The sequence below is a fragment of the Actinomadura scrupuli genome (assembly GCF_050971785.1).
In the GTDB taxonomy this organism is placed as follows: domain Bacteria; phylum Actinomycetota; class Actinomycetes; order Streptosporangiales; family Streptosporangiaceae; genus Actinomadura_E; species Actinomadura_E scrupuli.
The window spans coordinates 819002-843576 of record NZ_JBPCCU010000002.1 but is presented as its reverse complement, the minus strand read 5'-3'; the positions used below and the strand labels follow the sequence as shown (position 1 = coordinate 843576).

The 24575-nt window shown below is 72.1% G+C and carries 19 protein-coding genes; 7 read left to right on the top strand and 12 right to left on the bottom strand.

Going from position 1 to position 24575, the window contains the following annotated elements:
* Nucleotides 1-73: 73 nt before the first annotated feature.
* The 3 genes from ACRYCC_RS11620 to mfd form a co-directional block, all read right to left on the bottom strand.
* Nucleotides 74-1036, bottom strand: coding sequence for a nucleoside triphosphate pyrophosphohydrolase (locus ACRYCC_RS11620; protein ID WP_433811120.1), 963 nt, complete (start codon nt 1034-1036; stop codon nt 74-76).
* Between the two features lie 3 nt (nt 1037-1039).
* On the bottom strand, nt 1040-1714 hold the full coding sequence (locus ACRYCC_RS11615; protein ID WP_433811119.1) for a SurA N-terminal domain-containing protein: 675 nt from the start codon (nt 1712-1714) through the stop codon (nt 1040-1042).
* 77 nt (nt 1715-1791) lie between these two features.
* A complete protein-coding gene (mfd, locus tag ACRYCC_RS11610) occupies nt 1792-5319 on the bottom strand; it encodes a transcription-repair coupling factor (protein WP_433811118.1) in 3528 nt (1175 codons plus the stop codon).
* Between the two features lie 243 nt (nt 5320-5562).
* On the opposite strand from mfd, the gene ACRYCC_RS11605 reads away from it, so the two are divergent.
* The 3 genes from ACRYCC_RS11605 (at nt 5563) to ACRYCC_RS11595 (ending at nt 9075) form a co-directional block, all read left to right on the top strand.
* Nucleotides 5563-6291, top strand: coding sequence for a class I SAM-dependent methyltransferase (locus ACRYCC_RS11605; protein WP_433811115.1), 729 nt, complete (start codon nt 5563-5565; stop codon nt 6289-6291).
* A 170-nt stretch (nt 6292-6461) separates the two neighbouring features.
* The gene (cysC, locus tag ACRYCC_RS11600; protein ID WP_433811113.1) at nt 6462-7985 is read left to right on the top strand and encodes an adenylyl-sulfate kinase; all 1524 of its coding nucleotides are present in this window, start codon (nt 6462-6464) and stop codon (nt 7983-7985) included.
* A 79-nt stretch (nt 7986-8064) separates the two neighbouring features.
* A complete protein-coding gene (locus ACRYCC_RS11595) occupies nt 8065-9075 on the top strand; it encodes a sulfite exporter TauE/SafE family protein (protein ID WP_433811111.1) in 1011 nt (336 codons plus the stop codon).
* Here ACRYCC_RS11595 and ACRYCC_RS11590 read toward each other — a convergent pair.
* From ACRYCC_RS11590 to ACRYCC_RS11580, 3 genes are read right to left on the bottom strand one after another with little or no spacing between them, the layout of a single operon-like run.
* Entirely contained in the window at nt 9051-10355 is a 1305-nt protein-coding gene (locus tag ACRYCC_RS11590; protein WP_433811109.1) for a polysaccharide biosynthesis protein, read from the bottom strand. The two genes, ACRYCC_RS11595 and ACRYCC_RS11590, sit on opposite strands and share 25 nt — an antisense overlap.
* Entirely contained in the window at nt 10352-11776 is a 1425-nt protein-coding gene (locus ACRYCC_RS11585; protein WP_433811107.1) for a GumC domain-containing protein, read from the bottom strand. Before ACRYCC_RS11585 ends, ACRYCC_RS11590 begins: the two co-directional genes overlap by 4 nt.
* Entirely contained in the window at nt 11766-12905 is a 1140-nt protein-coding gene (locus tag ACRYCC_RS11580; protein WP_433811106.1) for a glycosyltransferase family 4 protein, read from the bottom strand. Before ACRYCC_RS11580 ends, ACRYCC_RS11585 begins: the two co-directional genes overlap by 11 nt.
* A 159-nt stretch (nt 12906-13064) precedes the next feature.
* Between ACRYCC_RS11580 and ACRYCC_RS11575 the strand changes: the two genes are divergently transcribed.
* From ACRYCC_RS11575 to ACRYCC_RS11565, 3 genes are read left to right on the top strand one after another with little or no spacing between them, the layout of a single operon-like run.
* Nucleotides 13065-14225, top strand: coding sequence for a DUF1972 domain-containing protein (locus tag ACRYCC_RS11575; protein WP_433811105.1), 1161 nt, complete (start codon nt 13065-13067; stop codon nt 14223-14225).
* Complete coding sequence (locus ACRYCC_RS11570; protein ID WP_433811103.1) at nt 14222-15985, top strand: right-handed parallel beta-helix repeat-containing protein; 1764 nt, start codon at nt 14222-14224, stop codon at nt 15983-15985. Before ACRYCC_RS11575 ends, ACRYCC_RS11570 begins: the two co-directional genes overlap by 4 nt.
* Nucleotides 15986-15990: 5 nt before the next feature.
* Entirely contained in the window at nt 15991-17376 is a 1386-nt protein-coding gene (locus ACRYCC_RS11565) for an O-antigen ligase family protein (RefSeq protein ID WP_433811101.1), read from the top strand.
* Nucleotides 17377-17415: 39 nt separating this feature from the next.
* Here the strand turns inward: ACRYCC_RS11565 and ACRYCC_RS11560 are convergent, their stop codons facing one another.
* A complete protein-coding gene (locus ACRYCC_RS11560) occupies nt 17416-18501 on the bottom strand; it encodes a hypothetical protein (protein ID WP_433811100.1) in 1086 nt (361 codons plus the stop codon).
* A 46-nt stretch (nt 18502-18547) separates the two neighbouring features.
* On the opposite strand from ACRYCC_RS11560, the gene ACRYCC_RS11555 reads away from it, so the two are divergent.
* A complete protein-coding gene (locus ACRYCC_RS11555) occupies nt 18548-19141 on the top strand; it encodes a dTDP-4-dehydrorhamnose 3,5-epimerase family protein (RefSeq protein ID WP_433811098.1) in 594 nt (197 codons plus the stop codon).
* 66 nt (nt 19142-19207) lie between these two features.
* On the opposite strand, the gene rfbD is transcribed toward ACRYCC_RS11555, so the two are convergent.
* The 5 genes from rfbD to cysN form a co-directional block, all read right to left on the bottom strand.
* Nucleotides 19208-20068 carry a dTDP-4-dehydrorhamnose reductase gene (gene rfbD / locus ACRYCC_RS11550; RefSeq protein WP_433811097.1) on the bottom strand — a complete coding sequence of 287 codons (861 nt, stop codon included), beginning with the start codon at nt 20066-20068 and terminating at the stop codon, nt 19208-19210.
* Nucleotides 20065-21045, bottom strand: a complete 981-nt coding sequence (gene rfbB, locus ACRYCC_RS11545; RefSeq protein WP_433811095.1) for a dTDP-glucose 4,6-dehydratase — start codon at nt 21043-21045, stop codon at nt 20065-20067. Before rfbB ends, rfbD begins: the two co-directional genes overlap by 4 nt.
* Nucleotides 21042-22109 carry a glucose-1-phosphate thymidylyltransferase gene (locus ACRYCC_RS11540; RefSeq protein ID WP_433811093.1) on the bottom strand — a complete coding sequence of 356 codons (1068 nt, stop codon included), beginning with the start codon at nt 22107-22109 and terminating at the stop codon, nt 21042-21044. Before ACRYCC_RS11540 ends, rfbB begins: the two co-directional genes overlap by 4 nt.
* Nucleotides 22110-22241: 132 nt before the next feature.
* Nucleotides 22242-23165: a glycoside hydrolase family 26 protein gene (locus ACRYCC_RS11535; protein WP_433811092.1), complete on the bottom strand. Its 924-nt coding sequence runs from the start codon at nt 23163-23165 to the stop codon at nt 22242-22244.
* Between the two features lie 106 nt (nt 23166-23271).
* Entirely contained in the window at nt 23272-24534 is a 1263-nt protein-coding gene (gene cysN / locus ACRYCC_RS11530; RefSeq protein ID WP_433812151.1) for a sulfate adenylyltransferase subunit CysN, read from the bottom strand.
* Between the last annotated feature and the right edge of the window lie 41 nt (nt 24535-24575).

Genomic DNA, 24575 nt, shown 5'->3' with positions numbered 1-24575 from the left:
CCCAACCCCTGCGCTCTCAGTGATCTTGCGATTCCGCTGCACATCGACCAAGAGATCACAGCGGCACGGCGGATCAGTCGGGCGGGGCCTGTTCCCAGGTCTCGACGCGGGCGCGGTAGTCGCGAGCGACCCTGCGCAGCTCGGCCTCCGGGTCGAGCCCCTGCTCCTGAGCCCGGGCGACCAGCGCGAACAGCTCGGCGCCGAGCTCCGAACCCAGCCCGGACGACAGCTCCGCCGGAGCCTGCGCGCGGGCGGCCCGCCGCCACAGCTGGGCCGCCAGGGACAGCGCAGGCTGGCCCATCGCGACGCCGTCGAAGATCGAATGGTCCTCGCTCTTGGCGGCGCGCTCGGCGGCCTTGATCTGCTCCCAGTTCTCGTTGACCTCGTCCGCGCCCGAGACGCTCACGTCGGCGAAGACGTGCGGATGACGGCGTACGAGCTTGTCGACGATCCCGGCGGCGACGTCGTCGATGGTGAAGCCGCCGTCCTCCGGGGCGCGCTCACCGGCCACCACGGCATGGAAGGCGACCTGCATCAGCACGTCCCCGAGCTCCTCGCGGAGGCCCGTCAGGTCCTCCGCCTCGATGGCGTCGACCAGCTCGTAGGACTCCTCGATCAGGTACGGCGCCAGCGACGCGTGGGTCTGCTTGCGGTCCCACGGGCAGTCACGGCGGAGGACGTCCATCACCTGGACCAGGTCGAGCAGCCGGGCGCCGGGCAGGTCGTAGGACCCGTGCAGGACCTCGATCTCCGGTGCGTCCCCGGCGACCGCCAGGGCACCGAGGGCGCGCAGCAGCGCCTCGTCGCCCTCGGGTGAGCCGACCCACACCACCGGGGCCGACAGGGCCGCCTCGGCCAGCGACCGCGGGTCGGCGTCGACGACCTCGACCGGGATCCCGGCCTCCAGCAGATAGGGCAGCTGGGGATGCTCGGACGATCCGGTGAGCACCCGGGCGGCGGATCGCAGCGTCTCCCAGGCACGCCAGGTGAGCAGGCCGGGCGCGACCCGGTGGGTGGTGGCCAGCAGAACGAGCACGGCTCAGCCCGCGCCGTTCAGGCCGGGATCGGACTTGGAGAGCCCGTAGCTCACCGGGCCGAGCCCGCTGCTCGGATCGAACGAGCCGTACCTCGGATTGACCTTGATCTTCATGCTCCGCAGCGCCTGCGCCTGCGCGCCGACGAGCTTCTGCTGGGCCTGCTGCAGGGTCTGCTGGTCGACCTGGCCCTGCCCGTTGGGCACCGCGCCGAAGCGCTGCAGCAGCATGCTGCGGATCAGGAACGCCCGCACGAGGTCCCGGGAGTGGCTCACCGGCAGGCCGCCGGCCAGGGTCTGGTCCTGGATCGCCTTCTGGCCGCCGTTGGCGGCGATGATCCGGTCGATCTCCGTGGGGGTCACGGCGACGTTCTGCTCCCGGGCGACCTCGTCCCAGATCCGGAAACCGATGAGCTGGGCCAGCGCGCTGCGCGGCGGGGAGTCCGGGTCGGCCGGCAGTTGCTGGCCCTGCTGCTGCGCCTGCTGCTGTACCTGGGCCGCCGCCGGGTCCTTGGCGAACTGCTTCTGCCAGGCGGCGACGGTCCGGTCCAGGTCGGCGGTGGTGATGCGATGGCCGTCGACGACCGCGGCGGCGCCCAGCCGCACCGGCCCGCCGCACGCGGTCAGGGCCACGGCCGCGGCGGCGCCGAGCGCGACGGTCTTGACAGTGGTGGAGAACACACGCGATCCAATCTCAGTCATGATCGGGCAATGAGTCCGGAACCTAGTGCATGATCACGTAGTCCGGTCAGCGCCCCTTAGTTTGCCCTGCTCGTGGCGGCGGGCTCGAGGAAGAGTGCCTCGACGAGGTCCGTCGCCCACTTGAGCAGTTCCTGGTCCCGCAGCGGCCGGCCGCCGAGCGGTGCCGTCTTGGGCGTCGGCACCAGCAGGGTCCGGGCCGCGGGCTTCAGCAGGCTCTTGGGATAGAGCCGCTGCAGCCGGATCTGCCGCGACTCGGGCAGCTCCACCGGGGCCAAGCGGACGTGGTTGCCCTGGAGGGTGACCTCCGTCAGTCCCGCCGCCCGCGCCTTGGCCCGGAATCTGGCCACCTCGAGCAGGTTGAGCACCGCCACCGGCAGCGGCCCGAACCGGTCCTTGAGCTCCTCGTGGACCGCCGGGATCTCGTCGGTGCCCTGGATCGCGGCGATCCGCCGGTAGGCCTCCAGCCGGAGCCGCTCGCCGGGAACGTACTCGTGCGGTATGTGCGCGTCGATGGGCAGTTCCACCTTCACGTCCGCGGTCTCCGCCGGCGCCTCGTCCCGCAGCTCCCGGACGGCCTCGCCGACCATCCGGACGTACAGGTCGAAGCCGACGCCCGCCACATGCCCGGACTGCTCGGCGCCCAGGATGTTGCCGGCGCCGCGGATCTCCAGGTCCTTCATCGCCACGAACATGCCGGCGCCCATCTCGGTGTGCTGCGCGATGGTCGTCAGCCGCTCGTGCGCGGTCTCGCTCAGCGGGCTCTCGGGCGGGTAGAGGAAGTAGGAGTACGCGCGTTCGCGGCCCCGGCCGACCCGGCCGCGCAGCTGGTGCAGCTGGGAGAGCCCGTAGGTGTCGGCGCGGTCCACGATCAGGGTGTTGGCGTTGGGGATGTCCAGCCCCGACTCCACGATCGTGGTCGCCACCAGCACGTCGTAGTTCTTCTCCCAGAAGTCGACCATGACCTGCTCGAGCTGGTGCTCGTTCATCTGCCCGTGCGCGGTGGCGACCCGGGCCTCCGGCACCAGCTCCCGCAGGCTCGCGGCGACCCGGTCGATGGACTTCACCCGGTTGTGCACGAAGAAGACCTGCCCCTCGCGCAGCAGCTCCCGCCGGACCGCGGCGGCGATCTGCTTGTCGTCGTAGGGACCGACGAACGTCAGGACCGGGTGCCGCTCCTCGGGCGGGGTGAGGATGGTCGACATCTCCCGGATGCCGGTGAGCCCCATCTCCAGGGTGCGCGGGATGGGGGTCGCCGACATGGCGAGCACGTCCACCTGGGTGCGCATCCGCTTGAGCTCCTCCTTGTGCTCGACGCCGAACCGCTGCTCCTCGTCGATGACCACCAGGCCGAGGTTCTTGAACCTGGTGGCCGGCGAGAGCAGCCGGTGGGTGCCGATGACGACGTCGACCGAGCCGTCGGAGACGCCCTCCATGGTCCGCTCGACCTCCTTGTCGCTCTGGAAGCGGGAGACCGGCCGGACCACCACCGGGAAGGCGTTGAACCGCTCGGAGAACGTCGACAGGTGCTGCTGCACGAGCAGCGTGGTGGGCACCAGGACCGCGACCTGACGGCCCTCCTGGACGGCCTTGAAGACCGCCCGTACCGCGATCTCGGTCTTGCCGTAGCCGACGTCGCCGCAGATCAGCCGGTCCATCGGCACCGGCTTCTCCATGTCGGCCTTGACCTCCTCGATGGCGCCGAGCTGGTCGGGGGTCTCCGCGTAGGGGAAGGCGTCCTCGAGCTCGCGCTGCCACGGGGTGTCCGGCCCGAAGGCGATGCCCGGCGAGGCCATCCGCGCGGAGTACAGCCGGATCAGCTCCCCGGCGATCTGCTTGACCGCCTTGCGCGCCCGCGCCTTGGACTTCTGCCAGTCGGCGCCGCCGAGGCGGTGCAGCGACGGCGACTCGCCCCCGACGTAGCGGGTGATCTCCTCCAGCTGGTCGGTGGGCACGAACAGCCGGTCGCCCTTGGCGTACTCGATGATGAGGTACTCGCGGGTGGCGCCCTGCACGGTGCGGCTCACCATCTCGACGTAGCGGCCCACGCCGTGCTGCTCGTGCACCACGTAGTCGCCGGTGGACAGCTGCAGCGGGTCGATGCCGCCGCGCCGCCGCGACGGCATCCGCCGCATGTCCTTGGTGGAGGACCGCTGGCCGGACAGGTCGGTCTCGGTGAGCACGACGAGCTTGACCGCGTCCCAGACGAAGCCGTGCTCCAGCCGGCCGGTCGTCACGTGCACGATCGACGCCTCCGGCGGCCCCGGCAGGTCGGCCAGCCGCGCGCCCAGGCCTTCCTCGCGGACGAGCTCGGCGAGGCGTTCGGCGGGCCCGTGGCCCTCGGTCACCAGCACCACGTGCCACTCGTCGTGGATCCAGCGGCGCACGTCGGCCAGCGCCCGGGCGGTGTCGCCGCGGTAGGCCTCCGCCGCGTGCGCCCCGACCAGCACGGCGTCGTCGACGAGTTCCTCGTCCGCGGCGAAGGGCGTGGTGGTCCACCACGGGACGCCCAGCTCCCCGGCGCGCTCCCGGACCTCCTCGAGCGACTTGTATGCGGCCGCGCCCAGGTCGATCGGCGCCTCCCCGCCGGCCGCCGCGGTCACCCAGGAGGCCTCGAGGAACTCCTGGCTGGTGGCCACCAGCTCGGCGGAACGGGTGCGGATGCGCTCCGGGTCGCAGACGAAGACGTGGGAGCCCTTGGGCAGCAGGTCGAGCAGCAGCTCCATGTGGTCGGCCAGGACCGGGGAGAAGGCCTCCATGCCCTCCACCGCGTCGCCCTCGGCGAGCCGGTCGAGGATGTCGGCCAGGGACGGGTGCCGGTCGGCCAGCCGCCGGGCGCGTTCGCGCACCTCGGGGGTGAGCAGCAGCTCCCGGCACGGCGGGGCCCACAGCCCCTCCTGCGCTACCTCCAGCGACCGCTGGTCGGCGGCCTTGAAGTAGCGGATCTCCTCGACCGTGTCGCCCCAGAACTCGACCCGCAGCGGGTGCTCCTCGGTGGGCGGGAAGACGTCCAGGATGCCGCCGCGGACCGCGAGGTCACCGCGCTTGTCGACCAGGTCGACCCGGCGGTACCCCGCCTGCACCAGCCTCTCCACCGTCGTGTCGAGGTCGGCGTCGTCCTGTGCGCGCAGGCGGACCGGCTCAAGGTCCCCCAGACCGGACACGATCGGCTGGAGCACGCCGCGGACCGGGGTGACCACGACCTGCAGCGGCCCGGACGTCGGGTCTCCGGGGTCCGGGTTGGCCAGCCGCCGCAGCACCGCCAGCCGCTGGCCGACGGTGTCGGAGCGCGGCGACAGCCGCTCGTGCGGCAGCGTCTCCCAAGCGGGGAAGTGCGCCACGGCGTTCGGCTCGAGCAGGCTGCTGAGCGCCGCGGTGAGGTCCTCGGCCTCGCGGCCGGTCGCGGTGACGGCCAGCACCGTGCCGCCCACCGGTCCCTCGCCCAGCGCGGCGGCCAGGGAGGCGGCGAGGAGGGGCCGCAGCGCGGGGGGCGCGACCAGGTCGTAGTGCCCGGTGGCGGCGTCGCCGAGGGCACGCCGGAGCGCGGGGTCGGTGCGGGCGAGGGCGAGAAGTCCATTGAGCGTCATGTGTCTGCCAGAGTCGTGGCCTGTGAGCGGAGGCGACCTCGGTTGGGCAGCCCGAATCCCCCGGGATTCACCTGACCCCCGGGTCGCTACCAGCCTACGCGGCCCCGCTGACCGCCGTGGTTGTCCCCTGGTGAACTCCCTGGTGGCCCCCGCGGCGGCCGCCAAGGTGACCTCGCCGACACGTTCACGTCAAGAATAGGCAAATAGCGGACACCACGGAGTCGCTTGATTACGCTGCGAGACGTGACCGATCTGCGCACGCCACCCGTCCACGACGGGGATCTGTTCTCAGAACGTGTGAGCCAATACGCCTACGAGAAGCCCCTGCGGCGGGTGCACATCCTGGTCGCGGGGTCGGGCTGGGGCGGCGAGCTCGACCTCGCCCGCCTCGACGCGGGGCACGTCGAGCGTCACATCACCGGGGTCGACCTGGACACCCCGGAGCTGCGCGCCCACACCCAGGCCAGGAGCGACCTCGACTCCTGGCACCTCGGCGACCTGCGTACGGTCCCCATGCCGCCGCGCGCCTACGACATCGTGTGCGCTCCGTACCTCGTCGACCGCATCTCCAACGCCGAGCTCGTCCTGGACCGCATCGTCGCGGCCCTCAAGCCGGGCGGCCTGATGATCGTCCAGTTCCGGGACCGCGACACCGCGTTCGGTCTCGTCGACCGGCTGATCCCGCCGCGCCTGCGCAGGCTGCTGCAGGCCGGCCCGGCCGCGCCGCCGGCGGTCTACGAGCCGGTGGCCTCCTGCCGGGGCATGCAGTGGTACTGCGTGATGCGCGGGCTGGTGATCTCCGGCGAGCAGACCTCGCAGGACACCGTGCACGCCTACGGCCGGTGGGCCGGGCTGGTGCAGGGGCTGGGGCGGATGGTCGCCGCGCTGTCCCGCGGACGGCTCACCGCCGGGCACGGCGAGGTCACCTTCGTGATCCGCAAACCGGAGAACCGCTTCGCCCGGGTCATCTGACCCGCGCGGCACCGCGAGGGGACCGGTCTCGCGCCGGCGGTCGGCGCGGAAACCAGGCCCGGACATCCCCGGCCCCGAGGACTTCTGCGTGGCTGCGCTAGGTTCCGGGGCAGCTCAGAGCTACCGTTTGCTGGTCGTACCTCTTCCGAACCAGACTCCCGGAGCATCAGGTGACCACCGAATCCGGCATTCCCGACGTCCTGCGCGACCTGCCGGCCTGGACTCCCAGCCCGGCCGAACTCGCCGACCTGGAGTTGCTGCTGACCGGGGCGTTCGCACCGCTGACCGGGTTCCAGGGCTCGCTGGACGCCGCCACGGTGCTGGCGGGCGGGCGGCTGGCCGACGGCACCCCCTGGCCGGTGCCGGTGACGCTGACGGTGCCCAAGGAGCTGACCGGCGAGCCACGGGTGGTGCTGCAGGACCCCGAAGGGGTGCCGCTCGCCGTGCTGGAGGTCACCGAGGCCTGGCAGACCCCCTCGGCCACCACGATCCCGGCCGGCCCCGGCCCGGCCGAGGGGGACGACTGGCATCTGGCCGGTCCCGTACGGCCGGTGCGCGCGCCGGCGCACGGGCCGTTCCACCGGCTGCGCCGCGACCCCGCCGAGGTCCGCGCCGAGCTGGGCCCGGGGCCCGTGCTGGCCGTGACGACCCGGGACCCGCTGCACCGCAAGCAGCTGGGGCAGCTTCGCCAGGAGGCCGAGCGGCTGGCGGCGCGGGTGCTGGTGCTGCCGTTGCTGGGCAGCGCCCACGACGAGTCCCTGGTCCGGTCGCTGCTGGCGGTGCGCAAGGAACTGCCCGAGGGCGCCCTGCTCGTGCCGGTCCCGCTGCCCGCGCGCGCCGACGAGGGCCGTGACCTGCTGCTGCGCTCGCATGTGGCGGCCGCGTACGGCGCCACCTTCCTGCTGGCCGACCTGCCCGCGGGTGAGGCCGCCGAGGCCGGCACCCTCCCGGTGGTGACGCCGGAGCCGTGGGCCTACGACGCGGACGTGGAGGTCTGGCGGCCCACCGCCAAGATCGAGCCGGACCATGTGCAGGCCGAGCTGACCCCGGCGGACCTCGGCGCGCTGCTGGACCGCGGGGACCCGATCCCCGACTGGTTCACCCCGCCCGCGGTGGCCGCCGAGCTGCGCGCCGCACGGCCACCCCGGCACCGGCGCGGCGTCACCGTGTTCTTCACCGGGCTGTCGGGGTCGGGCAAGTCCACGGTGGCCCGCGGGCTGGCCGACGCCCTGGTCGAGCGGGGCGGCCGCACCATCACCCTGCTGGACGGGGACGTCGTGCGGCGGCTGCTGTCGTCCGGCCTGACCTTCTCCAAGGCCGACCGGGACCTCAACATCCGGCGGATCGGCTATGTCGCCGCCGAGGTCACCCGGCACGGCGGGCTGGCGATCTGCGCGCCGATCGCCCCCTACGCGGCGACCCGGGCCGAGGTCCGGCGGATGGTGTCCGAGGTCGGGGACTTCGTCCTGGTCCATGTGGCGACTCCGCTGGCCGAGTGCGAGCGGCGCGACCGCAAGGGGCTGTACGCCAAGGCGCGGGCGGGGCTCATCCCGGAGTTCACCGGGATCTCCGATCCCTACGAGGAGCCCGGTGACGCGGACCTGGTCCTGGACACCTCGCAGCTGGCACCCGAGGCGGCCGTGCGGGCGGTCCTGGAGCTGCTGGTCTCGGGGGGCTGGATCCGCCCCGAGTGACCCAGGCCGATTACGAGGCGGTCTCGGGCGGCCCGTACACTCCATCCCAGTTTTCCTACAGATGGAGTAGGGCACCGTCATGCACTTCGACTACACGATGGCGACGGGGTCGTTCCTGGTGGCCATCGTCGTCGGGCTGACCGGTATGGGCGGCGGTGCGCTGATGACGCCGATGCTGGTGACCTTCTTCGGCGTCCCGCCGCTGGCGGCGGTCTCCAGCGACCTGGTGGCGGCCGCCGTGATGAAGCCGGTCGGCAGCGCCGTCCACCTGCGCCGCGGCACGGTGAACCTGAAGCTCGTCGGCTGGCTGTGCGCGGGGTCGATCCCCGCCGCCTTCTGCGGCGTGCTGATCGCTCGCGCCCTGGGGGACGGCGCCGACGTGCAGTCGGTCATCAAGAAGGCCCTGGGGGTGGCGCTGCTGATCGCCGCCTCCGGGCTCGCGGTGCGCGGCTACCTGGCGCTGCGGGACCGCGCCGCCGGTGGCGCCGAGGGCGGCCGCCGGACGGCCGCCCCCGGCGAGCCCGCGGCGACCGGGCTTCCGGCGATCGTCGTACGCCCCCTGGCCACCGTGGTGATCGGAGGCGTCGGCGGTCTCGTCGTCGGCATGACCTCGGTCGGCTCCGGATCGCTGATCATCGTGGCCCTGCTGGCGCTCTACCCGGCCCTCAAGGCGAACCAGCTCGTCGGCACCGACCTGGTCCAGGCGGTCCCGCTGGTCATGTCGGCCGCCTTCGGCCACCTGCTGTTCGGTGACTTCAAGCTCGAGGTGACGACCGCGCTGCTGGTGGGCTCCATCCCCGGGGTCTACCTCGGCTCACGGATCTCCTCCCGCGCGCCGGGCGGGCTCATCCGGCGCGCTCTCGCGTTCGTGCTGCTCGCCTCCGCGCTCAAGATGTTCGAGCTCAGCAACACGGTCACGGTCGCGGTGCTGCTGGTGGTGCTGTTCGCGAGCCCGCTGGTGTGGATCGTGCTCCGCAAACGCCACGGCCTGACCGCGCTGCCCTTCCGCGAGGGCGCCGCGGCGCGCGGCCGTCCCCCCGCCGGGGAGAACGGGGAGGCGGCGGATCAGGACGCGGCGCCGACCGCGTGACCGTCCGGGGCGGGCATTCCCGCCGGGATCCCGGAGCCCGTCCGGCCCGGATCCTCCCTGCGCAGCAGCCGCCACAGCAGCGCCGCCGAGACCAGGCCGCCGCCGCCCAGGCAGTACGGGGCGTACGGCGCCCAGGCGGGGTCGACGACCAGCAGGACGACCAGCACCGCGAGCCCCGTGACGCTCTCCACCCCGCGGACCCCGAAGACCAGCCGGGAGCGTTTGCGGGCGGTGGCCAGGCTGCTCAGCGGCAGGGTGCACGACAGCGAGACCGCGTACACCGCCCAGCCGGCGAGCGCGACCCGGTCGACGCTGAAGGCGCCGCCCGTGACGTACGGCCCCACCCAGTCCGCGGACACGACCCCGGCCAGGCTCAGCACCAGCGTGATGCCCGCCATCGCGGCACAGGCGCGCAGCGCCGCGGACGCGGGCAACGGCCGGCCGGACTTCTGTGCCTTCGCGTAGTCGCCGAGCAGGAACCAGCCCGAGCCGTTGACGAATGTCAGCGCCGGGGCCAGCAGCAGGCGGGCCGCCTCGATCCCGCCGAGCACCGCCTGCGAGGCGAAGGCGGCGATCAGCATCCGCGCCCCGAGCAGCGCGGCGGGCCGGACCCCGGCCTGGACCGAGCGCCATGAGGCGAAGGAGAGGATCTCGCGGAAAGCGGTGTTCCGCAGCGGCACCGCCTGGTACTCCGTGCCCGGCAGCTGCATCCAGGCCACGATGACGGCGGTGGCGGCGCCCACGGCCATCGCCGCCAGCAGGACCTCCACCGAGACCTCGCCGCCGGTGGCGACCACGGCGCCGACGATCGCCAGCGTGCTCACGAGGTAGCAGGTGTCGTTGAGGACCAGCCGCCAGAACTCCATGCGGGCGGTGAAGACCCGGCGCCCGGTCTCCTCGATCAGCCACAGCGCGATGAGCAGGCCGAAGAGCCCGGTGCCGCCCGGTCCCGCGAGACCCATCGAGGCGGAGATCAGCACCGAGACGGCGACACCGGCGCCCACCGTGACCAGCACCGAGATCTCGATGCCGCCGCGCAGCCGCCGTTCGAAGCGGTCGAAGACCGTCAGGCTGTCCCCGACCCAGCTGGTCTGCACCGCGGTGATCATTACCAGCACCGAGGTGAAGAGGGCGTAGGCGCCGTATCCGGAGGCCCCCAGGGTGCGGGCCGCCGTGGCCTGCAGCACGAAGCTGCCCCCGGCGTTCAGGAACTGCACGGTGACGGCTCCGCCCGCGGAGGAGGCCAGCCGGACCAGCCTGCCCCGTGCGGGGAACGTCACCGGTCGGCGTCGTAGTAGTGCATCAGCCGGGAGGCGCGGATGCTCGGGGGCAGGGACTCGCTCTCCACCTGGTCCTCGCCCTCCTCGCCACCCTCGGAGGACGTGCTCGATCCCGGCTTGGCGGCGCTCTGCAACCACGGTGCCCGCTCCGCGGAGGCGGGCCACTCCTCGGTCTCCGGCTCCGCCGGCGCGCCGTGCCGGGGCGTCTCGCGCTCACCGGGCAGCGGCAGGTCGGCCTGCAGCGCCAGGTCCGCCTGCTTGGCCTTCTCGGCCTTGCGCGCCAGCTCGGCCTTGGCCGCCTGCTCGGCCTGGAGTTCCCGCTCGGCCTGCAGCTGGCGTTCGGCGGCGAGCGCGCGCTCCGCCTGGAGCGTCTTCTCCGCCTTGAGGGCGCGCTCGGCCTTCGCGGCCTGCTCGGCCTTCATCGCCTGCGCGTTCTTCAACGCCTGCTCGGCCTTCATGGCCTGGCGGGCCCGCTCGGCCAGCTCGGCGCGCTCGGCCTGCCGGGCGAGGTTCGCCCATTCGGCCTGCGCCGCCAGCTTGGCGGCGCGCTCGGCCTCCGCGCTCTGGCTCGGGCCGTCGGCCTTGCCCGGCCCCCGCGGACCGGAGGCACGCCCGAACAGCGAGCCTCCGGCACCGCCCAGCCGGGCCGGGGCGGAGGCGCGCAGGAACGAGGCCACGCAGGCGATCAGCACGCCCACGGCGAGGCCGATCACGGCGTTCTGCGGCAGCTTGCTGGGGGCGGAGGCGGACGGGTCCGCCTGGTCGACGAACTGGACGCCGTCGTTGGCTCCCGCGTCGTCGGCGAGGAGCTGGCTCTCCTGGGTCTGCAGCTTGGCCAGGTTGGCGGCGAGGGAGACCGCGTCCCGCCCCTTGGTGACGGCGAGCTGCTGGGCGACCTTCTTCTCGGCGTTGTTGATGGCCCGGAGCTGGGCGTCCCGCTTGCCGGTGATCGACTGCGCGGTGAGCTCCTGGTAGCTCTGCACGACCGCGTTGGCCTTGGTGGCCGCGATGGCCACCGACGAGCCGGAGGCGTTCACCTCGACGACACCGCCGTCCGGCCGGGAGGCGGTGTGGACGCTGGCCCGCATCACCTCCAGGGTGAAGTGCGGGCCGTTGCCGCCGGCGATGATCTCCGCCGCCCGCTTGAGCACCGGAGCCGACTGGGCGAACGCGGCCCGCTGCGCGGTGTAGGTCGCGTAGCCGGCCCCGGAGACGACGCCCATGTGCAGGGAGTTGGTGTTCGTCGGGTCGGTGACCGCGAAGCGCGCCGTCGCGGTCGCGCCGCCGAACAGCAGCTGGGTCGCGCCGACCGCGGCCAGCCCGCAGGACAGCACGATGAGCACGGACATCAGCCGGTACCGCCAGACCGCCTCGACGAGACTGATCTCCGGTGCCGGCGTTGAGGGAGTGTCAGCTGTCATCGCGGCTCTGTCGTCCTCGGGCTAGTTCGTGAACTGTGCTTCGAAGTTCGTGATGGTAACGGTCTTTGCCGAACCGGCTGCCGGCGTCCTCGTTCGCACGTTTGGCCATGGCCAGCGCGCCGTCCCAGTCATCGAGCAGTCTCTGCAGTGCGCCGGCGAGCGCGGCCGGATCGTCCGGGGGGACGAGCAGGCCGTTGTCCCCGTCCCGCACGATCTCGACGAGCCCCTGGGTCGCGCTGACGACGACGGGGCGCTCCGCCAGCATGGCCTCCACCGCGACGTTACCGAATGGTTCGACCCGAGATGGCACGATTGCGATGTCGGCGGCGGCGAACGACTCCCAGACCGATGGGCGGAATCCGGCGAACTCCACGAAGCCGGCCGTGCCCGCCAGGGCTCTCAGCTCCTCCTCGAACCACTCGTAACCGGGGAAGACGCTGCCCACCAGAGTGAGCTCGGCGTCGTAGCCGCGCTCCCGGAGCAGGTGCACCGCCCGCACGGCGACGTCGGACCCCTTGCGCGGCGACAGCCGGCCGACCAGGACGATCCGGGCCGGGCTGCGGACCTCCGGGCGCGGCGCGGTCACGGCCGGCGGCTCGTCGACGCCGTTGTAGATCACGCGCGCCCGCCGCCCGGGCCCGCCGAGCGCCACCGCGCTGGCCTTGCTGTTGACCACCACCAGGCGGGCCAGCCGCAGCGGCAGCCCCAGAGCCGCGCGGACCGGTCCGGGGACGCCGTCCTCCGCCTCGTGGACGTGGCAGACCATGGGCACCCGGGCCAGCCATCCCGCCACCAGCCAGATCGGGATGGTCACGGTGTTGACGTAGAGCGCGGCGGCCCGTTCGCGGCGGAGCATCCTGACGGCCGGCAGCAGGGCCCTGAGCGCCGCCACCGACAGCCGGACCAGGCCGGTGGGCGACAGGTAGGCCTTCCGCAGGATCGGCACCGGCAGCACCAGGATCTCGGCGCCGGCGTCCCGCAGGCTCGCGCAGAGCGGCCCGTCCGCGGGCAGGGTGACGACGACCCGGAAATCGCCGTTGAGCGCACGTACCGACTCGATGAGCATGCGGTCGGAGCCGTACAGGTCCGGCGACGGATGCGCCAGGACGACGACGGGGCGATCTTCCACCCTGTTCTCTCCCAAAATTCTCCTTACGGCCACATTCCACACCACACTTATCAGGCAACGCGTAACCCGGAGATTAACTCTCGTGCGCTAGAGCAACGTTACGCAAGATCAACCATTACCCTGTCTCCATCATCCGATAAGTCACGAAGGTGGGGATCTGTGCGCATCGCCATGATCGGTACTCGCGGGGTGCCGGCGCGGTACGGCGGTTTCGAGACCGCCATCGAGGAAATCGGAAAGCGGCTGGCTGCCGCCGGTCACGAGGTGACGGTCTACTGCCGGGGTGAGCGCCATCCCGAGTCCGAGTATGAGGGCATGCGGCTGGTCCATCTACCCGCGATCAAGCAGAAGGTCGCCGAGACGCTGAGCCACACCGGCCTGTCCGTGCTGCACGCCGCCGGTCGGCGCATCACCCGCCGCGGCCCCGACGTGGCCCTGGTCTTCAACGCCGCCAACTCGCCGCTGCTCCCGGTCCTGCGCATGCTCCGGATCCCGGTCGCCACCCACGTCGACGGGCTGGAGTGGCAGCGCGCCAAGTGGAGCGGCGCGGGCAAGCGCTACTACCAGGCCGCCGAGAGCATGGCGGTCCGCTGGTCGGACGCGCTGATCGCGGACGCCCTCGGCATCCAGGACTACTACCGGGAGCGGTTCCAGGCGGAGTCGGTCTTCATCGCCTACGGCGCCCCCCTCCTCGACGGACCAGACGCCGGCAAGCTCCAGGAGATCGGCTACGAGCCCGGCGAGTATCACCTCGTGGTCGCCCGGTTCGAGCCGGAGAACCACGTCCACCTCAAGGTCGAGGGCTACCGGAACAGCAAGGCCACCAAGCCGCTGGTCGTCGTCGGATCCGCGCCGTACGCCGACGAGTACACCGAGCGGGTGCGCGGACTGGCCGGCGACGATCCGCGGATCCGCTTCCTCGGCGGCGTCTGGGACCAGCAACTGCTCGACTCGCTCTACGCCGGGGCCCTGACCTACCTGCACGGGCACTCGGTCGGCGGCACCAACCCGTCCCTGCTGCGGGCGATGGGCGCCGGCGCCAGCGTGATCGCCTACGACGTGGTGTTCAACCGCGAGGTGCTCGGTGAGTCCGGCCGGTTCTTCGCCGACCCCGCCGGCCTCGCCCGCGAGATCGAGATCGCCGAGGCGGAGCCGGGCGAGGCCGCCGACCGCGGTGCCATGGCGCACAAGCGGGCCTCCCAGCACTATGTGTGGGACGACGTGGCCCAGCAGTACGAACGGCTCTGCGCCGATCTGATGGCCCGCAGGCTGACCCGCGCCACCGTACGGCCCGGCCGCAGGCGGAGGGCCAGCGCTTGACGAGCACGCGGGCCCTGCTCGGCACCCTTCTCGCCGCCGTGCTCACCGGAGCAGTGGCGGCGTGTTCGGGCGGGTCCGCCGGGGTCCGGCCGCCGCCGAGCGGAGCCGCGGCCGCCACGGTCCCGGCGCCGCCGTCGACGAAGGTCACCGCGGGAAGGGCACCGGCCTACGGTCCCGTGCCGATCGGCAAGACCCGCTATCCGGTGCCCGCCGGGGCCCGCTTCGTGGCGCCCGGCGGGAACGACACCGCCGCCGGAACCCGGTCCGCGCCGTGGCGGACGCTGGCCCACGCGGTCCAGCGGGCCCCCGCGGGCTCGGCGATCGTGCTGCGCAAGGGCGTCTACCGCGAGTCGCTCGAGATCAACCGCAGGCATCTGACGATCCAGTCCTATCCCGGCGAGGCCGTGTGGTTCGACGGCAGCCGCCGGGTGACCGGCTGGGTGCGGGACGGATCGGTCTGGCGCAAGGACGGCTGGACCACCAGGTTCGACAACACCGACCCGACCAGGGGCCGGGACTGGGTGTTCCAGATGACCGACCCCCACTACCCGATGGCCCGCTGGCCGGACCAGGTGTTCGTCGACGGCCGGGAGCTCGAGCAGGTCGCCGACCGGGCCGCCGTGCGCGCCGGCACGTTCGCCGTCGACTACGCCACCGGGCGGCTCTACCTCGGCTCGAACCCCGCCGGCGCCACGGTCGAGGCCTCCGTCCTGTCCGAGGCGCTCTACCTGCACGGGGCCGACGGGTCCGTGGTGCGCGGCATCGGGTTCCGCCGCTACGCCACGCCGATCAAGCGGATGGGGGCGGTGAAGGGCTACGCCAACGATCTCCTCTTCGAGAACGACGTCTTCGCCGACACCGCGCTGACCGGCCTGAGCATCCGCGGCTCGCGGATCACGGTGCGGCGCAACGCCTTCCTGCGCAACGGCCAGCTGGGGCTGCAGGGTCACAAGTCCGACGGTGCCGTCATCGCCGGCAACGTCATGACCGGCAACAACACCGCCCACTTCAAGATCATCCCAGTGGCCGGCGGCATGAAGATCACCACGTCCCGGGGGCTGCGGGTGCTCGACAACGACGTCGAGGACAACGGCAGCGCGGGCATCTGGCTGGACGAGGCCTGCAGCCAGGCCGTCATCGCCCGCAACGTGGTCCGGCACAACACCGGGCACGGGATCCAGTACGAGATCTCCGACGGAGCCCTGATCGCCGGCAACGTGGTCGTGGACAACGCGCGCTACGGCATCCGCATCCTGGAGTCCAGCCGGGTCCGCGTCTGGAACAACACGGTGTCGGCCAACGCCCGCCGTCAGATCGACGTCATGGACGCGGGCCGGCTCGGCCGTCTCACCGGCGTCCAGCTCCGCAACAACCTGCTCGAGTCGCGCCCCGGAGGGGACCAGCTGCTCGGGGTCGAGGACATGAACAAGCGGTACGGCGCGGCCGCCATGGTGAACGCCGACGGCGACGCGTTCTACCGGCCGTCCCAGGGGCCCAACGCCCTGATCCACTGGGTCGACCCGGCGCGCAAGACCAAGGACCTGAGCGGGCTGGTGGAGTTCACCGACCGGACCGGCCAGGAGGCGCACGGCATCGCCGCCGAGGGTCCGTCACCGTTCACCGACCGCCGGAGCTTCCGGCTGCGGCCCGGCTCGGACCCGCTGCGCGCGGGCCTGCCGCTGCCCGCGGACGTCGCGACCCTGCTCGGCCTGCACAGCGGTGATCGTGCCGGTATCGGCGCCTATGGCGTCGTAGGCTGACCACCATGCTGATCCGGATCCTGCCCGGCATGCGCGCCCGGGGCCGCGGCTCGGCGGTCCACCGGCGCTGGCCCGTGGTGCTGCCGCTCGCGCTGATGCTGGCCAGCGACTACAAACTGCGCAGCAGGCCGGTGGGCGACACGGTCGGCGGCAGCCCCGATCTCACCATCTTCCTGGAGATCGCGATCTACGGCATGGCCGCGCTGTTCCTCTACCTGCGCTTCGGCCTGCGGCCACCGACCCGCCGGACGACCGGGCTGCTGTTCATGGGGTGGACGTGGGCCGGCTACGTCGCCCTGTCGGCCGCGTGGACGCCCTATCTCCAGCTCGGCGTGGTCCGCGGCGTCCAGATGCTCATCACCATGGCGGTGGCGCAGGTGATCGCCACCCGGGCGACCGTGGCGGAGCTGCACCGGTTCGCGCACGCCTTCATCGTGGTGGTGATCGGATCGATCGTGATCGGGGTGGTGCATCCCTTCCCGCGCACCCACCTGACCGAGAGCCGGTTCAACTGGCTCTTCGTCCATCCGGTGATCGCGGGGGTCTATCTCGCCCTGGCGGTCATGCTGGTCGTGGGCTATCTCGTACGCCCCGGCGACACCGCCACCCGGCTCTGGCGGACCGGCACCTACCTGCTGTGCCTGGCCGTGCTGGCCAGTGCGCTGATCGCCACCGGCACTCGCGGGGCGGCGCTGGGCTGCGCGCTGGGGGTCGTCGTGCTGCTCGCCTCGGTCAACGGCGCGCGGGGCCGGGCCGATCTGCTGGTGATCGGCACGGCCTCGGTCATCGTCGGGGCGCTGGCCTTCTCCAGCGCCATCCTGGAGTTCGTCCAGCGCGGTGAGACCAGCGCCAAGCTGATGACGCTCAACTCCCGCACCGACCTGTGGTCACTCGCGCTGCGCGCCTACGGCGAGGAGCCCATCTTCGGGCGGGGCCTCGGTGCCTCCCGCGGCCTGTTCCTGCGGGACATCGGGCTGGGCGGCGGCCACAACGCCTTCATCAACGCGCTGGTGGACAACGGGGCCGTCGGCACCGTGATCTTCACCTGCCTGTTGCTGACGCTCGCCGCGGTGCTGATCGACCTGGCCCGCCGGCCCGCCACCCGGCGGGATGCCGGTCTGCTCCTCGGCATCCTGGTGTGCTTCCTCGCCGACGGCGTGACCACCGAGGGGCTCGCGGCCCCCGCCAACGTCTCCGGGATCTGGCTGTTCGTGCTCATCGCCTGGGCCGAGACCATCCGGCGGACGGAGCGCGACCGGAGCCGCTCCCCCGGCGCCGGGGCCGGCGACCCCGTGTCCGCGGACCCCGTACCGGCGGCACCCCCGCGAAGCCCCGACACCGAAGCCCCGACCGCGACGCCCTACGGCGAAAGCCTGACCGCGCGGTCCTGACGCGCGGTCGCCGCGGCGTACCCGGCCCCTCGCGCCCGGTCAGCCCGGCGGGCGCTCTCCGGCCCGTACCCGGGAACGGCGGCGCAGGTGCAGCACCCCGCCCAGCAGCGCGATGGCGACCATCCCGCCGAACGCGGCCAGCCCCACCGCCCGGTCGGACAGCGGGCCCGTCGACGCCACCGGAGCGGGCCGGACGGTGTGATCTGCCTGCGGGCCGGGCGTCGGCGGCGCCGCGGGAAGCGGCGGCATGCGCAGCAGCCAGAGCCTGCTCTTCGGGGCCGACCCCGCCACCATGAGGGACTCTCCGCCCGGCACGACGGCGATCGGCCCGTCCGCGTCCCGGGGCATCTGCAGGTAGGCGAGCCGCTTGCCGCCGATGCCCGCGAGCACGTGCGCCTGGTACCGGCCCCGCAGGATCACCCGGCCGTCGGGCAGGAAGCCGCCGTCCTGCGACACGAAGTGCAGCGGGTTCACCTTGGTCAGCAGGTTGGTCATCCCCAGGCCCAGCGCCGCCGGGAGCGCGTAGACGTTGCCTCCGGTGGACACCATCGACACCAGGTAGAGCCGCTGATCGGACGGGTCCACGAGCAGGGTCCGAGCGTTCTGCGGTCCGTCCGGGAACTCCAGGTGGTAGCGCAGCGGCCGCAGCGTGGCGTTGCCGAGCCGCTCGGGCTCGCGGACCATGAGCAGCCACACGCCCTTGCTCCGGGACTGGTGCGGGTCTCCCGTGTCCCCCATCACCAGAATCGGACGCCCCCGCTCGTCCTTGGTCATCGCCAGCGACTCCAGCGTCAGCGGGGCGGGCCCGCTGAAGGTGTACGCGCCGACCGTGCGGCCCGAGGTCTTGACCGCGAACAGCGTTTTGCCGCTGATCATCCACAGGACGCCGCGATGCAGCGAGCTCATGACCATGCCCGTCGGCTTGGTGATCCGCTTGTCCGCCAGGGTCGACGTCGACTGCACGGCGGGAGTGGTCCGTACGGCCGGAGTCGGGCTGGGCGTCGGGCTCGGCGCACCCCGCGGCGCCGCGACCGCCCAAGGGGCGCTCACCAGGCCCGAAAGCACCACCACGGCAACGACGAACACCCGGCGGAACCGGACATCACGGCCGTACTGCTCGGTCATTGTGCAGCATCCCCTTCACCGTTGAAGCTGTGGCATTATGCCGCAGATGGAAGAACTCGGGATCGATGGCGCCTATCTGTTCACTCCGAGTATCCACGGGGATCACCGAGGGTCCTTCCTCGAGTGGTTTCGCGCCGACGTCCTGGCCGCCGAGATCGGCCACCCGCTGGACCTGGCCCAGGCCAACTGCTCGGTCTCGACCCGCGGGGTGCTGCGCGGCGTGCACTTCGCCGACGTACCCCCCGGCCAGGCGAAGTACCTCACCTGCGTGCGCGGCGCCATCCTCGACGTGGTGGTCGACCTGCGGGTCGGCTCGCCGAGGTTCGGCGAGTGGGAGGCGGTACGGCTGGACGAGGAACGGCGCCAGGCGATCTACATCGCGGAGGGTTTGGGACACGCCTTCCTGTCGCTCACCGACGACACGACCGTGATCTATCTCTGCTCGAGCTCCTACAGCCCCGGGCGGGAGCACGGGATCGACCCGCTGGACCCCGCCCTCGGCATCGCCTGGCCTGCCGACATCGTGCCCGCGCTCTCGCCCAAGGACGAGGCCGCGCCGACGCTGGCCCAGGCGCTGGAGTCGGGCCTGCTGCCCGACTACCAGGAATGCCTGGACTACTACGCGAAACTGGCGATCTAGGGCGGCGCCCCGAGCCGGAGCGACGGGACGCCGGATCGCGGGACGCCGCGCCGGCGAGGCCCGCCGCTAGAGCCGCGGCCAGGCCTCGTGCAGCGCCGCACGCCAGTCCCGCGGCGGCGGTAGCCCGGCGTCGGCCCAGCGGGCGTGCCCGAGCACGCTGTTGGCCGGTCTCGGGGCGGGCCGCGCGAAGGCGTCACCGGTGGTGGGCAGCACCCGGCCGGGGTCCAGCCCGAGCAGTGTGAAGATCTCCCGGGCGAGCCCGTACCACGTCGTCCGGCCCGCGTTGGTGCCGTGATAGACGCCCGCCGGTGCGCCCGACCGGGCCAGCGCGATGATGCGGTCGGCGAGGTCCCCGGTCCAGGTCGGCTGGCCGTGCTGGTCGTCGACCACGGTGACGGTCTCCCGCTCCGCCGCGAGCCGCGTCATCGTGCGCACGAAGTTCGGCCCGTACGCGCCGTAGAGCCAGGCCGTGCGGACGACGTAGCCGTCCCCGGACTCCAGCACCGCACGCTCACCGGCGAGCTTGGTGCGCCCGTAGGCGTTGACCGGCGCGGTCGGGGCGTCCTCGGCGTACGGCTCGGTGCCGGTGCCGGCGAAGACGTAGTCGGTGGAGACGTGCACCAGCCGTGCCCCGGCGTCGGCGCAGGCCCCGGTCAGGGCCCGGACCGCGTCGCCGTTGAGCGCGAGTGCGGCGGCCTCCTGGGTCTCGGCGTCGTCGACCGCCGTCCAGGCGGCGCAGTTCACCACCGTTGCGGGGCCGTACCGGCGGACCGCCGCCCGTACCGCGTCGTGATCGCACAGGTCGAGGTCGGTGCGGGCCAGCCCGAGCACCTCGGCGCCCTCGGACCGCAGCCGGGTCACGAGTTCGGAGCCCAGCATCCCCGCGGCACCGGTCACCAGCCAGGGGCCGGCCTTGCGCTCGCTCATCCGGCGGCCCGCTTCCGCAGCGGCTCCCACCAGTCCCGGTTGGCCGTGTACCACTCGATCGTCTCGGTGATGCCGTCCTCGAAGCCGATGCCGGGCGTGTGCCCCAGCGCCCGCAGCTTGTCGTCGGACAGCGAGTAACGCCGGTCGTGGCCCTTGCGGTCGGTCACCGGCTCGACCCGGTCCCAGCCGGCGCCGAAGGCGCTCAGCAGCCGTTCGGTGAGCCGCTTGTTGGTCAGTTCGGCGGTGCCGGCGATGTGGTAGACCTCACCGGCCGCCCCGCGCTCGGCGACGACCTGGATGCCGCGGCAGTGGTCGGCCACGTGCACCCAGTCGCGCACGTTGCCACCGTCGCCGTAGAGCGGGACCTTCCCGCCGTCCAGGAGGTTGGTGACGAACAGCGGGATGAGCTTCTCGGGGTACTGGTACGGCCCGTAGTTGTTGCCGCACCGGGTCAGGGTGACCGGCAGGCCGTGCGTCCGGTGGTAGGCGAGCGCGATCAAGTCGCCGCCCGCCTTGGCCGCGGAGTACGGCGAGTTCGGGCTCAGCGGGGTGTCCTCGTCCCAGGAACCGGTCTCGATGCTGCCGTAGACCTCGTCGGTCGACACCTGGACCACCGTGCGGGTGCCCGCGTCGAGGCAGGCCTGCATGAGGGTCTGGGTGCCGAGCACGTTGGTGCGGACGAACTCCCCCGCCCCCTCGATGGAGCGGTCGACGTGCGACTCGGCGGCGAAGTTGATCACGACGTCGTGGCCCGGTACCACCCGGGCGAGCAACTCCCCGTCGCAGATGTCACCGTGCACGAAGGCGTACCGGCCCGCCACCGGCTCGAGGTTGGCCAGGTTGCCGGCGTAGGTGAGCTTGTCGAGCACCGTCACCTCGCAGCCCGCCCAGGCCGGGTATCCCCCCGAGACCAGCGTGCGGACATAGTGCGAGCCGATGAACCCGGCTCCGCCGGTGACCAGGACGCGGGCGGTCATGAGCTGATCTGCACTTTGCTGTGATCTCCTAGGACGAGCCGGTGTGCCCTGGGCACCCGGGGAGCGGGGGTCACCTCGACCTCGCGGCCGATCAGAGAGCATTCGATGCGGCTCACCCCGTCGATGGAGGAGCCGCGCAGGACGATCGAGTACTCGATCTCGCTGTCGATCACCTGGCAGTCGCGGTCGATCGACGTGGAGGGCCCGACGTAGGAGTCCCGGATCAGCGAGCCGGCGCCGATGATGACCGGCCCCACGATCCGCGACCTCTGCACCGTCGCCCCGGCCTCGATCACCACCCGCCCGATCAGCTCGCTGCCGCGGTCGACGTCGCCCTCGATGAGCGGTTCGATGCCCTCCAGCACCAGCCGGTTGACCTCGAGCATGTCGGTGACGTTGCCGGTGTCCTTCCAGTAACCCGAGATGACCGTGGAGTCCACCCGGTGCCCGCCGTCGATCATCCACTGGATGGCGTCGGTGATCTCCAGCTCGCCGCGCCAGGACGGCTTGAGCGAGGCCACCGCCTCGTGCACGGCCGGGCTGAACATGTAGACGCCGACCAGCGCGAGGTCGCTCTTGGGCACGCTCGGCTTCTCCTCCAGCCCGATGACCTGGCCGGCGGAGTTCAGCTCGGCCACCCCGAAGGCACGGGGGTCGGAGACCCGGGTCAGCATGATCTGGGCGTGCGGCCGCTCGGCGCGGAACCGCTCGACCAGCGGCCTGATCCCGCCGACGATGAAGTTGTCGCCGAGGTACATCACGAAGTCGTCCTCGCCCAGGAACTCCCGGGAGATCAGGACGGCGTGCGCCAGCCCGAGCGGGGCCTCCTGCGGCAGGTAGGTCACGTCGAGCCCGAATTGCGAGCCGTCGCCGACCGCCTCCTGGATCTCCAGGGCGGTCTCGCCCACCACGATCCCGACCTCGGTGATCCCGGCCTCGCGGACCGCCTCGAGCACGTAGAACAGGACCGGCTTGTTGGCCACCGGCACCAGTTGCTTGGCCGAGGTGTGGGTGATGGGCCGCAACCGCGAACCCGCACCTCCGGACAGGACGAGCGCTTTCATCGACTCTCCCTCACATGAGCAGCCCTGACCGGTGAACGTATGGCCACAACGCGGATAACGGGGAGCTTCGCAAACTTTACGGCACAACTGCGGTCCCAATCGTCACAATGGCCTTGCGATCCGGGACGGCTCTCAGCCACTGCTGACCGGCAGGTTGCGGGAGTTGAAATACGGCGTGGTGGCCAGCTCCCGCATCGCGGACATGGCCGGCTGGTCGCCGTCCAGCGAGTACCGCACCTTGGTGCTCCCCACCACCACGTCCTCGTTGTGGTAGACCACCGCCTTGATCTGCGGATCCTGGAGGGTCTGGGCGGCCTTGCGCAGCCACTCGGCCCGCCGGGGGCCGTAGGCGCGAGGCACCCCGAACTCGCCGATCATGATGGGCTTGGGGCGTTCCTTGGCCCACTCCAGGAACGGCTTGACCACCGGGGCCAGCTCGGCGTACTCGGCCGGGCGCTCGGGATAGGCGTCCGCGCAGAGCCAGTCGACCTGGTCGTCGCCGGGGTAGTAGGCGGCCGCGGCACCGGAGGCGAACCCCTTGGCGGCGGGACACCAGATCCACGCGGCGTTGTCGGCCCGCTCCTGGCGGAAGATCTCCCGGATGTGCTTCCAGGCCGCGATGTAGCCGGCCGGCGGGCCGACCTGCTTGCGGACCTCCCGGCGTTCCATCTCGCGCCGCCAGCGCAGGAACAGCGGCTTGCCGAGCGCCTTCACGGCGCGGGCCCGTTGCCGGATCAGGGCGTCCTGGCTCCCGGACAGGATGGCCTGGGTGTCGCCGCCGTCCCACGAGAGCATCAGCAGGCGGTTGGGCCCCAGTGCCGCCAGCTCCGCCGGGGCGGGGAATGGCCGGTCCCAGCTCCGGTACTCCGAGACGATGTCCAGTTGCCGGCCCAGTCCCGTCTCGAACCTGGCCATCCCCTGGCGCTCGTCCACCGCGGCCCCGAAGTAGGCGCCCTGGACCGGAGGGGTCGGCGCCACCCCCGGCGGGACGGTCGACCGGATCGTGGGCGTCTTCTTCGCCTGGCCGCAGGCCGCCAGCGCCAGGGCAGCGGCCATCACGATTGTGCCCGCCGCGGCGGCGCGCCTGCGCACGGCCCTCATGCCCGCTGGTCCGGGACCGGCCGGGCGGAGCGCCTGAAGGGGGGTTCCATGGTCACCGCTTCTACTTGGTGTCGATGATCATCCCGGCTCCGACGGTTCCGTTGGTGGCCTCGTCGATGAGGATGAACCCCCCGGTCAGACGGTTACGGCTGTAGTCGTCCACGAACAGCGGCTGGGTGATCCGCAGGCCGACCCGGCCGATCTCGTTGAGCTTCAGCGACTCCGCGCCCTCGTCGCGGTGCAGGGTGTTGATGTCCAGGCGGTAGTGCAGATCCCGGACCATCGCCCGCGCCGTACGGGTCGTGTGCTTGATGACCAGCTTGGTGCGGGGGGACAGCACCCGGTCATCGGTCAGCCAGCAGACCATCGCCTGCAGTTCCTGGGCCACCTTGGGCTGGTTGTTGGGCCGGGCGATCATGTCACCGCGGGAGATGTCCATCTCGTCGGCCAGCCGCAGCGTCACCGACATCGGCGGGAACGCCTGATCGACCGGCCCGTCCATCGTGTCGATGCCGGTGATGGTGGTGGTCAGCCCGGACGGCAGGTGCACGACCTCGTCACCGGTCTTCAGCACCCCGCCCGCGACCTGCCCCGCGTAACCGCGGTAGTCGTGCAGCTCCGGGTCGGTCGACTTGTGCGGCCGGATGACGTACTGGATTGGGAAGCGCACGTCGATCAGGTTGCGGTCGGAGGCGATGTGCACGTTCTCGAGGTGGTGCAGCAGCGAGGAGCCGTCGTACCACGGCATGTTCGGCGACCGCTCGACCACGTTGTCGCCGTTGAGCGCGGAGATCGGCACGAACGTCAGGTCGGTCACGGCCAGCTTCGCGGCGAACGCGGTGAACTCGTCGTGGATGCGGTCGAAGACCTCCTGGTCGTAGTCGACCAGGTCCATCTTGTTGACCGCGACCACCACGTGCGGGACGCGCAGCAGCGTGGTGAGGAACGCGTGCCGCCGGGACTGTTCCAGCAGGCCCTTGCGGGCGTCGACCAGGATGATCGCGAGGTCGGCGGTGGAGGCTCCGGTGACCATGTTCCGGGTGTACTGGATGTGCCCCGGGGTGTCGGCGATGATGAACTTGCGCTTGGGCGTCGCGAAGTAGCGGTAGGCGACGTCGATGGTGATGCCCTGCTCGCGCTCGGCGCGCAGCCCGTCGGTCAGCAGCGCGAGGTTGGTGTAGTCCTCGCCGCGGTCCTGGCTGGTGCGCTCGACCGCCTCCAGCTGGTCCTCGAAGATCGACTTGGAGTCGAAGAGCAGCCGGCCGATGAGCGTGGACTTGCCGTCGTCGACCGAGCCGGCGGTGGCGAACCGCAGGATGTCCACCCGGTGCCCGGCCTTCTGGGGACTGTAACCAGAGCTGGCCA

Excerpts from the sequence above, each read along its gene's own strand:
- mfd (WP_433811118.1), bottom strand. The coding sequence starts at position 5,319 with ATGACGCTCAATGGACTTCTCGCCCTCGCCCGCACCGACCCCGCGCTC.
- ACRYCC_RS11595 (WP_433811111.1), top strand. The coding sequence starts at position 8,065 with ATGCACTTCGACTACACGATGGCGACGGGGTCGTTCCTGGTGGCCATC.
- ACRYCC_RS11585 (WP_433811107.1), bottom strand. The coding sequence starts at position 11,776 with ATGACAGCTGACACTCCCTCAACGCCGGCACCGGAGATCAGTCTCGTC.
- ACRYCC_RS11565 (WP_433811101.1), top strand. The coding sequence starts at position 15,991 with ATGCTGATCCGGATCCTGCCCGGCATGCGCGCCCGGGGCCGCGGCTCG.
- ACRYCC_RS11560 (WP_433811100.1), bottom strand. The coding sequence starts at position 18,501 with ATGACCGAGCAGTACGGCCGTGATGTCCGGTTCCGCCGGGTGTTCGTC.
- ACRYCC_RS11555 (WP_433811098.1), top strand. The coding sequence starts at position 18,548 with ATGGAAGAACTCGGGATCGATGGCGCCTATCTGTTCACTCCGAGTATC.
- rfbD (WP_433811097.1), bottom strand. The coding sequence starts at position 20,068 with ATGAGCGAGCGCAAGGCCGGCCCCTGGCTGGTGACCGGTGCCGCGGGG.
- rfbB (WP_433811095.1), bottom strand. The coding sequence starts at position 21,045 with ATGACCGCCCGCGTCCTGGTCACCGGCGGAGCCGGGTTCATCGGCTCG.
- ACRYCC_RS11540 (WP_433811093.1), bottom strand. The coding sequence starts at position 22,109 with ATGAAAGCGCTCGTCCTGTCCGGAGGTGCGGGTTCGCGGTTGCGGCCC.
- ACRYCC_RS11535 (WP_433811092.1), bottom strand. The coding sequence starts at position 23,165 with ATGGCCGCTGCCCTGGCGCTGGCGGCCTGCGGCCAGGCGAAGAAGACG.